At 70.3% G+C, this 9286-nt stretch carries 8 protein-coding genes and 1 pseudogene; 6 read left to right on the top strand and 3 right to left on the bottom strand.

Annotated elements, in window-relative coordinates; genetic code table 11:
* Both QSK31_RS44235 and QSK31_RS44230 read right to left on the bottom strand, forming a co-directional pair.
* Positions 1-418 (bottom strand): annotated as a pseudogene (locus QSK31_RS44235) (transglycosylase domain-containing protein); the annotation flags it as partial.
* Positions 419-606: 188 nt separating this feature from the next.
* The gene (locus QSK31_RS44230; RefSeq protein ID WP_285691036.1) at positions 607-1044 is read right to left on the bottom strand and encodes a DUF5318 domain-containing protein; all 438 of its coding nucleotides are present in this window, start codon (positions 1042-1044) and stop codon (positions 607-609) included.
* Positions 1045-1197: 153 nt separating this feature from the next.
* Between QSK31_RS44230 and QSK31_RS44225 the strand changes: the two genes are divergently transcribed.
* The 4 genes from QSK31_RS44225 to QSK31_RS44210 all read left to right on the top strand — a co-directional run bounded on the left by QSK31_RS44225 (position 1198) and on the right by QSK31_RS44210 (position 4277).
* Positions 1198-1809 (top strand): PadR family transcriptional regulator, encoded by a 612-nt coding sequence (locus QSK31_RS44225; RefSeq protein ID WP_285691035.1) that lies wholly within the window; start codon positions 1198-1200, stop codon positions 1807-1809.
* A 20-nt stretch (positions 1810-1829) separates the two neighbouring features.
* Positions 1830-2909: an inositol-3-phosphate synthase gene (locus tag QSK31_RS44220; protein ID WP_285691042.1), complete on the top strand. Its 1080-nt coding sequence runs from the start codon at positions 1830-1832 to the stop codon at positions 2907-2909.
* A 135-nt stretch (positions 2910-3044) separates the two neighbouring features.
* Positions 3045-3599 (top strand): hypothetical protein, encoded by a 555-nt coding sequence (locus QSK31_RS44215; protein WP_285691034.1) that lies wholly within the window; start codon positions 3045-3047, stop codon positions 3597-3599.
* Positions 3600-3683: 84 nt separating this feature from the next.
* A complete protein-coding gene (locus tag QSK31_RS44210) occupies positions 3684-4277 on the top strand; it encodes a methylated-DNA--[protein]-cysteine S-methyltransferase (protein WP_285691033.1) in 594 nt (197 codons plus the stop codon).
* Positions 4278-4536: 259 nt separating this feature from the next.
* Here the strand turns inward: QSK31_RS44210 and QSK31_RS44205 are convergent, their stop codons facing one another.
* Positions 4537-5967: a CCA tRNA nucleotidyltransferase gene (locus QSK31_RS44205; RefSeq protein ID WP_285691032.1), complete on the bottom strand. Its 1431-nt coding sequence runs from the start codon at positions 5965-5967 to the stop codon at positions 4537-4539.
* Positions 5968-6016: 49 nt separating this feature from the next.
* Here QSK31_RS44205 and QSK31_RS44200 point away from each other — a divergent pair, with 49 nt between their 5' ends.
* The gene (locus QSK31_RS44200; protein WP_285691031.1) at positions 6017-6898 is read left to right on the top strand and encodes a hypothetical protein; all 882 of its coding nucleotides are present in this window, start codon (positions 6017-6019) and stop codon (positions 6896-6898) included.
* Between the two features lie 80 nt (positions 6899-6978).
* Positions 6979-9186 carry a murein biosynthesis integral membrane protein MurJ gene (gene murJ / locus QSK31_RS44195; RefSeq protein WP_285691030.1) on the top strand — a complete coding sequence of 736 codons (2208 nt, stop codon included), beginning with the start codon at positions 6979-6981 and terminating at the stop codon, positions 9184-9186.
* Positions 9187-9286 lie beyond the last annotated feature (100 nt).

Here is a 9286-nt window from a genome sequence, read left to right as displayed (position 1 = left end):
CGCCACCGAGCAGGATCACCACGACCGCCGCCAGCGCGGTCAGGATGTTCGCCCGGCGCCGCTTCTTGGCCGCCTTGGTCCGGTCCTTACCCGGCGGCGGCGGACCACCAGGACCTGCCAGATCGTCATAGACCGGCCCGGGCACCGGACCGGGGCGGACCGCGGCCCTGGCCACCGGGGCCGCGCCCACCGACGCACGCCCACCGACCCGGGCCGACCCGACCGAGGCCGAGCCCACCGAGGCACGACCGCCGGGAGCACCCGCCGGGACACGGCCACTGTTTCCGCCCACGGAGGCCGAGCCACTCACGCCGGCGCGGCCGGAGCCACGCCGATAGGCGTCAGGCGTGGGAGCAGGCCCGGACCCGGGCACGCTGGCCCGGGCGCGCGCGGACTGCGGATCGCCGTACGAGTTCATCGGTCACACCTACCGGTCATGGTGTCGTGGCCGGGAAGCCCTGGAGGGGCTGCCACAGTCCGCGTCACAGACTGACGTTATGGGCTGCGCGGCGGCAGCCACCCTGTCGGATGTCCAGAATGACCGATTTCGGCGCTGGATGCCCGCACCGGTCTCAAACGTGTCCACGTTAGCGAGGGCGGATCGGTTCATCGACGACCCTCCCATCCGTGTGACATCGACCCCGCTGCCGCCGCGTCCCGTCCGGGCTCGTCGGCGTCCAGGGCATCCCGTCCCAGCAGGTACTGCTCGGTCAGGTGGTTCCACGCGCAGGACTGGCACACCTCCACGACGAACACCTGGAACTCGCGCAGGGTCATCGCCAGAACCGGCAGCTCCGCCACCTTGCGGGCCTGCCCGGCGGACTGCTTGAGCTCGTCGCCGTATATGTAGTGCACCAGAGTCAGGTTGTCGAGGCGGCAGACAGGACAGCGGTCGTCGGTGGGCTCACCGTGGAACCTCGCCGCGTTCTTCAGGTACGGGGATGCATCGCACACCTCGAGGGTGCCGATCCGCCCGTTGTGCAGGTCACGCAGCAGCGCTCGCTTCTGAAGCGAGTAGTCGACGACCTGCCGCTGGGTTCGCACGGCGTAGAGAGTACGCGGTCACCCCCGCCCCGGCGACCGTCATCACGCACCGTGGCGCGGCGATCGCGTACGCATGATCTGGTTGCTGTTTCGGTAAAGCCGATCTACGGTTGCGATGTATCGGGCCGATACATCGGAGAGGGGTGACGCGAGATGCTCGAGCTCGCCATCCTCGGCCTCCTCCAGGAAGCGCCGATGCACGGTTACGAGCTGCGCAAGGAGCTCGCCACCAAGCTCGGCACGATCCGTGCCGCGATCAGTTACGGAACGCTGTATCCCACGCTCAAGCGCTTGCAAACCGCCGGCTGGATCACCGCTGCGGGCAATGCGGACGCCGACGTGGTTCCGCCCCTGACCAGCAAGCGCGGCCGGGTCGTCTACAAGATCACCGCCGAGGGCAAGGAACGGTTCGCCGCCCTGCTCGCCCAGGCGGGACCGGAGACGTACGACGACGCCGGTTTCGGGGTGCACTTCGCCTTCTTCGCCCGGACCGACCGGGCCACCCGGCTGCGGATCCTCGAGGGTCGCCGCCGCCGGGTCGAGGAACGTCGAGAGGGGCTGCGCGACGTCCTGTCGCGAGCCTCCGACCGGCTCGACGCCTACACCCTCGAACTGCAACGACACGGACTGGACGCCTGCGAGCGCGAGGTCCGCTGGCTGGAGGAGCTGATCACGAATGAGCGCTCCGGCCGTTCCCCGTCAGGGCCTGTGCCGCCCGAAGAATCCGTCCCCGCTGATCCCGGCCCACCTGAGGACCGGCATTGATGACCAAGGAGGCAAACGCGATGGGCTCCGTCCGCGTCGCCATCGTCGGTGTGGGTAACTGCGCCTCGTCCCTGATCCAGGGCGTGGAGTACTACCGCAACGCCGACCCGAACGACCGCGTTCCCGGTCTCATGCACGTGACCTTCGGCGACTACCACGTCGGCGATGTGACCTTCGTCGCAGCGTTCGATGTGGACGCCAAGAAGGTGGGCATGGACCTCGCCGAGGCGATCGTCGCCAGCGAGAACAACACCATCAAGCTCTGCGACGTGCCGCCGACCGGCGTGACCGTCCAGCGTGGACCGACGTTCGACGGCCTCGGGCAGTACTACCGGGAGATCATCGACGAGTCGTCCGCCGAGCCGGTGGACGTGGTCCAGGCTCTCCGTGACGCCGAGGTCGACGTCGTTGTCTCGTACCTGCCGGTCGGCTCCGAGCAGGCCGACAAGTTCTACGCCCAGGCGGCCATCGACGCCGGCTGCGCGTTCGTCAACGCTCTGCCGGTGTTCATCGCGTCCGACCCGGTGTGGGCACAGAAGTTCACCGACGCCGGCCTGCCGATCGTCGGCGACGACATCAAGAGCCAGGTCGGTGCCACGATCGTGCACCGCGCGCTGGCCAAGCTGTTCGAGGACCGCGGCGTCGAACTGCTGCGCACGTACCAGCTGAACTTCGGCGGGAACATGGACTTCATGAACATGCTGGAGCGCACCCGGCTGGTCTCCAAGAAGATCTCCAAGACCCAGTCGGTGACCAGCCAGATCCCGCACGAGATGATCAAGAGTGACGTGCACATCGGCCCGTCGGACCACGTGCCGTGGCTGGACGACCGCAAGTGGGCGTACATCCGGCTGGAGGGCCGCAGCTTCGGTGACACCCCGCTGATGGCCGAGCTCAAGCTCGAGGTGTGGGACTCGCCCAACTCGGCCGGCGTGATCATCGACGCGGTGCGGGCGGCGAAGATCGCCAAGGACCGCGGCATCGGCGGCCCGATCCTGAGCGCCAGCTCCTACTTCATGAAGTCGCCGCCGGAGCAGTACAGCGACCACGATGCCAAGGCTGCCGTCGAGGCCTTCATCAAGGGCGAGGTGGAGCGCTAAGCTCCCCGCGTGACGCGTCCGAGGGGCCGAGCCGTCGATGGTTCGGCCCCTCGTGCCATCCGCCCGGCCGTCCCTCGCGGGCCCGGTGCACAGGCCGGTCGTTCAAGGCCGGTCAAAACCCTTCTCATGTGTACGGTGACCAGCGGCGCACTGGTGGCCGCGGTGGCCGCATGCGCCCGCCCCGGCAACACGCCCGAGGGCCACGCGAGCGTCAGCACCGTCACCATGACGGCCGAGGCGCCCGCCGCCTCGATCGCCCAGCCGGACATCACCTCCTTCCTCACCCGGATGCCCGCGAAAGATGGCACGGTGTCCTGCGCCCAGGACCCGATCATCGCCCACCTGCCGTCCGGTGGCTCGGAGCTTTCCGGCGACGCCGCCGAGCGCAGCCGCCGAGCGCTCGCGCAACAGCTGACCCCCTTGCCCCGAAGTGGCGAGATCCCTGAGGCGGCCGCCCGCGGCGCCGATGCCTGCGCCCGCATCCTCAGCCTCGAGCTGAACCTGCTCCAGCACTCGGACATCGGGCTGACCCCGGCGGCGATCACCCGCGCGCTGACCAAGACCGGTCTCCTCGATCCGCTCGTCGCCGCGGACCACTTCGCCGCTTCGACCGGCAAGGCGTGCGTGGCCGGCCGGATCGTCGACGGCAAGCCCGTGCTGTCGATCGCGCCGCTGCCCTGCACGCTCTGATTTGCCGCTGCCCTGCACGCTCTGATTTGCCGCTGCCCTGCACGCTCTGAGTTTTTGTCAGACCCGGCGAGGAGAATCGGTCGCATGCATGTGGTGGTGGACTCCCCGATCGACCCGCTCGGCATCTCGCTCGACGGCGAGACCGTGATCGGCGTGCGGTTCGACGTCTCCGGCCCGACCACGGGTCACGTCTCCGGCCTGGCTGCGGGCCACCTCTCCGGCCCGACCACGGGTCACGTCTCCGGCTTGGCCGCGGGCGGCGTCTCCAGCTTGGCCGCGGGCGGCGTCTCCAGCTTGGCCGCGGGCGGCGTCGGTGTCCGGGCGGCCGACGAGTTGCGGGCCTACTTCGCCGGCACGCTGACCGAGTTCACCGTCCCGGTGGAGATGCGCGGCGGGTCCGAGTTCGAGCGTTCGGTCTGGGCCGAGATCGCCAAGATCCCCTATGGCGAGATGATCACCTACGGCGAGATCGCGACCGCGCTCGGCGACCTCGGCCTGTCCCGCGCCGTCGGCACGGCCTGCAACCACAACCCGGTCCCGATCATCGTCCCGTGCCACCGCGTGGTCGGCGCCGGCGGCAAGATGGTCGGTTTCGGCGGCGGCCTCGACCGGAAACGCAAACTGCTCGAGATGGAGGCCCGCGTCGCCCTCGAGCGCTCCTGGGCCGACCTCCGCTGACCCGCACGACTCCGACCCACCCGCCCGCGTCCACGCGCGCCGACTGCGCGAGGCCGAGCCAAGCGAGCCCCGCACGCGCGAGCCCCGCACGCGTGCCGTTTCCGCACGAGCTCATCCCGCGCAGCCGCCTTCCGCGAGCCCAACCCGCGCGAGCCCAACCCGCGCAGCCGCCTCCACGCGAGCCCGAACCGCGCAGCCGCCTCCACGCGAGTCCGAACCGCGCAGCCGCCTCCACGCAAGCCCGAACCGGCGGCGAGACCTACTCGACTATGCCCTCGCCGCGGGCCCACTTCAGCAGTTCGGCCTCGGCTTCGTCGCGGGCGAGCGGCCCGCGCTCCAGGCGCAGTTCCCGCAGGAACTTCCAGGCCTTGCCGACGACCGGGCCGGGCGGGACGCCGAGCAGTTCCATGATCGCGTTGCCGTCCAGGTCCGGGCGGACCCGCGCCAGATCCTCCTCGGCGGCCAGCCGGGTGATGCGCACCTCGAGGGCGTCGTAGTCGGCGGCCAGCTGCGCCGCCTTGCGCCGGTTGCGGGTGGTCACGTCGGATCGGGTCAGCTTGTGCAGCCGGGGGAGCAGCGGTCCGGCGTCGGTGACGTAGCGACGCACCGCCGAATCGGTCCACTCGCCCCGCCCGTACCCATAGAAGCGCAGGTGAAGGGCGACCAGCTCGACCACCTCGGCGGTCACGTCCTTGGGATAGCGCATCGCCTTCATGCGCTGTTTGGTCATCCGCGCGCCGACCACCTCGTGGTGGTGGAAGCTGACCCGCCCGTCGCGGCCGACATCCTTGGTGGCGGGCTTGCCGACGTCGTGCATCAGGGCGGCCATCCGCAGCGTGAAGTCGGGCCCGCTGTCGCCCTCGAGGCGGATCGCGTTCTGCACGACTATCAACGTGTGCTCGTAGACGTCCTTGTGCTGGGCGTGCTCGTCGATCTCCAGTTTGAGACCGGAGAGTTCGGGCAGGAACCGGTCGGCCAGCCCCGTGTCGACGAGCAACCGCAGCCCGGCAACCGGGTCGGCGCCACTGAGCAGCTTGGTGAACTCGTCCCGGATCCGCTCGGCGGTGATCCGGTCGAGATCAGCGGCCATGTCTCGCATAGCCGAGATGACCGATTCATCCACAGTGAACTGGAGCTTCGACGCGAATCGGGCGGCCCGCAGCATCCGAAGTGGATCATCGGAGAACGACATCGCCGGGGTGGCCGGGGTCCGGATCAGGCCGGCGGCGAGATCTTCCAGCCCACCGTACGGATCGGTGAACTGATGCCCCGGCACCGAGACGGCCATCGCGTTGATCGTGAAGTCCCGCCGCTGCAGGTCATCCAGCAGATTGTCGCCGTAGGTGACGGTCGGGTTGCGGGTGACGCCGTCGTACGCCTCGGCCCGGAACGTGGTGATCTCGATCCGCAGGCCGTCCTTCTGCACGCCGATCGTGCCGAAGTCGCGCCCGGTCTCCCAGATCGCGTCCGCCCAGCCCTTGACCACCGCGAGCGTCTGCTCGGGGCGCGCGTCGGTGCAGAAGTCGAGATCGTCGCCGAGCCGGCCGAGCAGCGCGTCCCGCACCGAGCCACCGACCAGGTGCAACTCGTGGCCGGCGGCGCCGAAACGGCGCCCCAGCTCATCGGAGACGGGCGAGACACGCAGCAGTTCCGCAACGGCGTTGCGCTGCGCCGAGTTCAGTACAGACATGGGACGACCAGCGTATCGGTCGTGGCGGCGACCGCCCGAAGCGGGCAGGATGGGCGCCGTGCCCGTCTCCGAGGCGCTGAGCCGCCTCAGCGAGGACCCCGCGTTCTGGTCCACCATGCTGACCGGCGTCCCCTCGCCGGCTTCCGCGCCCACCGTCCGGATGTCGCTGCCGGTCGCCGGCGGTTACGGCCTGGTCTTCGAGGCCGACCCGGCGACCGGTGAGCGCTCGCTCGGCCTGCGCGGCCCGGCCACCGCCGAACCGGTCCAGCTCGGCTGGACGGGGCCCGGCCTGCCGATCCCGGCCGCCCTGCGCTGGTGGGAGCTGGACCTGTGCGCCCGGGTGATCGCGCTGGAGGACCCCACGCTGCCCCATCCGGGCCTGGTGGTGGCCTTGCTCTCGCCGTTCGCGCCGGCCCTGCCGGAGGACGACGAGCATCAGATCACCGCGGTGCGTACGGCGGCCTACCGCTCGCTGCTGCGCCCGCCACCCGCCACCGACCTGCCCGATCCGCGCCACGAGCCGCCGCTGCCGTTCTTCGCCGACGCCGCCTGGTGGCCGTCGCCGCGGGTGCTCGACGACGCCACGATCGCCGCCTACCTCGCCGGCGACCACCCCCGCGCCGAGGTCCGCTCCGGCCATCGCTTCCCCGGCGACGAGCTGGACCACATGCTCCGCCTCGCCGACAAGCGCCTGTCCGAGCTCTCCCAAGATCCAACCTTCGCCGGCGTACGCCCGTTGGCCCGCACGATCGCCGACGGCGGCGACCTGACCGCCGTGGCTGACCTGGTGCGCGTGCTGACCGAGGCCGGCTGCGACCACCCGACGGTCCTGGACGCCCTGAGCGAGCCTTTGGTCCCCGCCGAGGCCTGCTGGATGCTCGAAACCCTCGCCGGCGCCGCCCCCGGCACCGTCCTGCGCCGCCACCTCTAGCCGCTCGGGAGACCGCCGCGCGTGCGCCGGGCGTCACGGCTTTAGGCTTCGCTGCATCGCCACGACCATGGGAGGACATCGTGACCGGCGGCCTGTACCGCAGTTCGCACGCCGACCACGAGGACGGCCAGCCCGAGGCCACCTACGTCCGCCCGAGCGACCGCACCGCGGCCGACCAGCCCGAACAGGCCGCGCCTGAGCAGGGCGAGCCCGAGCGGGCCACGCCCGAGCGGGCCACGCCCGAGCGGGCCACGCCCGCGTATGCCATGCCCGACCAGTCGGCGCCGGCGCATGCCGCGCCGGACCAGGGTGTGCCGAACCAGGCCGGCCCGACCGGTCCGTCCCCGGCCGATCCCGGCGGCGCCGGCACCGTCTATCCCAGTTCGACCTATCCCAGCGCCGCGGCAGGCTACGACCCGCCCGGAGAGCCCACCGGCTACGACCGGCCCGCTGAGTCCAGCGGCTACGACCGGCCCGCTGAGTCCGGCGGCTACGACCACGCCGCCGGCGCGTCGGCCTACGACCGTCTGTCAGAAGCCACGAGCTACGACAAGCCCGACCCCCTCCCGTTCGACCGCCCGGGCCTGGCGACGTCCGCGCAGGACAGCGGCATCATCCCGATCACCGAGCCCACCCCCGGCCTCGTGGCCGCCGAGGAGAACTCCCTCCCGCCCGAGGAGCCCGGCCCCGGCACCACGAAGCAGAGCGCCATCATGGCCGTCTGGAGCTTCGTCAGCCGGATCATCGGCTTCGTTCGCAACGCCCTGCTCGGCATGACCCTGGGCTCGGCGGTCGGCGACGCGTACACGAGTGCCCAGTTCCTTCCGAACCAGATCTACGAGCTGCTCCTCGGCGGCATCCTGAGCAGTGTCCTGATCCCGTTGCTGGTGCGCCGCCGCAAGGCCGACCCGGACGCCGGCCAGGCGTACACCCAGAAGCTCTTGACCTTTGCCGTGGTCAGCCTGGGCATCGCGACAGTGCTGGTGGTCGCGGCCGCGCCGGTCATCACGTGGATCCAGTCCGGTGGCGGGACCACGCCGGAGTACCGCGATCTCGTCACGCTGTTCGCGTACCTGATGCTGCCGATCATCTTCTTCACCGGCGTGTCCGCGCTGATCGGCGCCGTGCTCAACGTCCGCGGGCACTTCGCCGCACCGATGTGGGCGCCGATCCTGAACAGCCTGGTCGTGATCGCGGCCTGCGGCGTCTTCCTGCTCGTCTTCCAGACCGAGGACGGCCTGTCCGTCGCCGACATGACGCCCGCCATGGTCGCGGTGATCGGCGGCGGCAGCCTGCTCGGCATGATCGTCCAGGCGCTGGGCCTGCTCCCGGCGCTGCGCAAGGTCGGTTTCACGTGGAACTGGCGCTGGGATCCGCGTGGTCTCGGGCTCGGCGAGATCGGCCGGCTGGCCGGCTGGATGCTCTGTTACGTCGTCGCCAACCAGGTCGCGGTCTTCATCGTGGTGCGGTTGCTGAGCAGCGTCTCCGGCAACGACAACGCGAGCACGCTGGCCTACAACTACGTCTTCCTGCTGACCATGATGGCGCACGGGATCATCGGCGTCTCGGTGATGACCGCGCTGCTGCCCAAGATGAGCGCGGCCGCGGCGGAGGGCCGGCTCGCCGACGTCAGCGCCGACCTGCGCCGGGGGATCCGGCTGGTCACGACCGCCCTGGCGCCGATCGTGGCGATCTACGCGGTGCTCGGTGTCCCGATCGCGGTCACGCTCTTCCAGGGTGGCAACTTCAATTTCGACGCCGCGTACGCCACCGGCACGGTCCTGGTCGCCGGTTCGCTCGTCGTGATCCCGCTGTCGATCAGTTATCTCTGCACCTATGCCTTCTATTCGCTCCAGGGCAACAAGACGGTCGCGCTGATCAACATCCCGGTGGTGATCCTGCGCATCGCCGGTTACCTGGTGCTCGCCGAGCTGCTGTCCTCGTCGATGGCCGCCGCGGGCATGACGGCCGCCAACGCCGTCTCGTACGCCCTGTCCGCCGTCATCTCGCTGGCCGTCCTGCGCCGGCGGATCGGGCGGCTCAACCTGAGCTCGCTCGTGCTGGCGATGCTCAAGGTCCTGCTGGCCGCCGCGGTGGCCGGCGCACTCGGCTGGCTGGTGGTGCGCCTGCTGCCGGGTGGTGCCACGCCGGACCGCCTGGAGGCCCTCCTCCAGCTGTTTGCCGGCGCCGCGGTGATCCTGGTGACGTATCTGGGCATCGCGGCCCTCCTTCGCGTTCCGGAGATCAGTCAGGTGATCAGCATGGTCCGGCGCAAACTTGGGCGTTGACGGGTGTGTACAAGCTGTGGATAACTTTCTGTTCGGCTAGTTCAGCTCCGCCATTCGGACGAACCGCCCCAGCCAGGGCTTTGTTTGGCGTTGCCGCGCC

This window comes from Actinoplanes sp. NBRC 103695 (assembly GCF_030269485.1).
Classification (GTDB): domain Bacteria; phylum Actinomycetota; class Actinomycetes; order Mycobacteriales; family Micromonosporaceae; genus Actinoplanes.
The sequence above is the reverse complement of the archived record's forward strand: the minus strand, read 5'-3'. Positions and strand labels throughout refer to the sequence as shown.

Bases quoted from the DNA above. Each gene is read 5' to 3' on its own strand.
- QSK31_RS44225 (WP_285691035.1), top strand. From the start codon at position 1,198: ATGCTCGAGCTCGCCATCCTCGGCCTCCTCCAGGAAGCGCCGATGCAC.
- QSK31_RS44220 (WP_285691042.1), top strand. From the start codon at position 1,830: ATGGGCTCCGTCCGCGTCGCCATCGTCGGTGTGGGTAACTGCGCCTCG.
- QSK31_RS44210 (WP_285691033.1), top strand. From the start codon at position 3,684: ATGCATGTGGTGGTGGACTCCCCGATCGACCCGCTCGGCATCTCGCTC.
- QSK31_RS44205 (WP_285691032.1), bottom strand. From the start codon at position 5,967: ATGTCTGTACTGAACTCGGCGCAGCGCAACGCCGTTGCGGAACTGCTG.
- QSK31_RS44200 (WP_285691031.1), top strand. From the start codon at position 6,017: ATGGGCGCCGTGCCCGTCTCCGAGGCGCTGAGCCGCCTCAGCGAGGAC.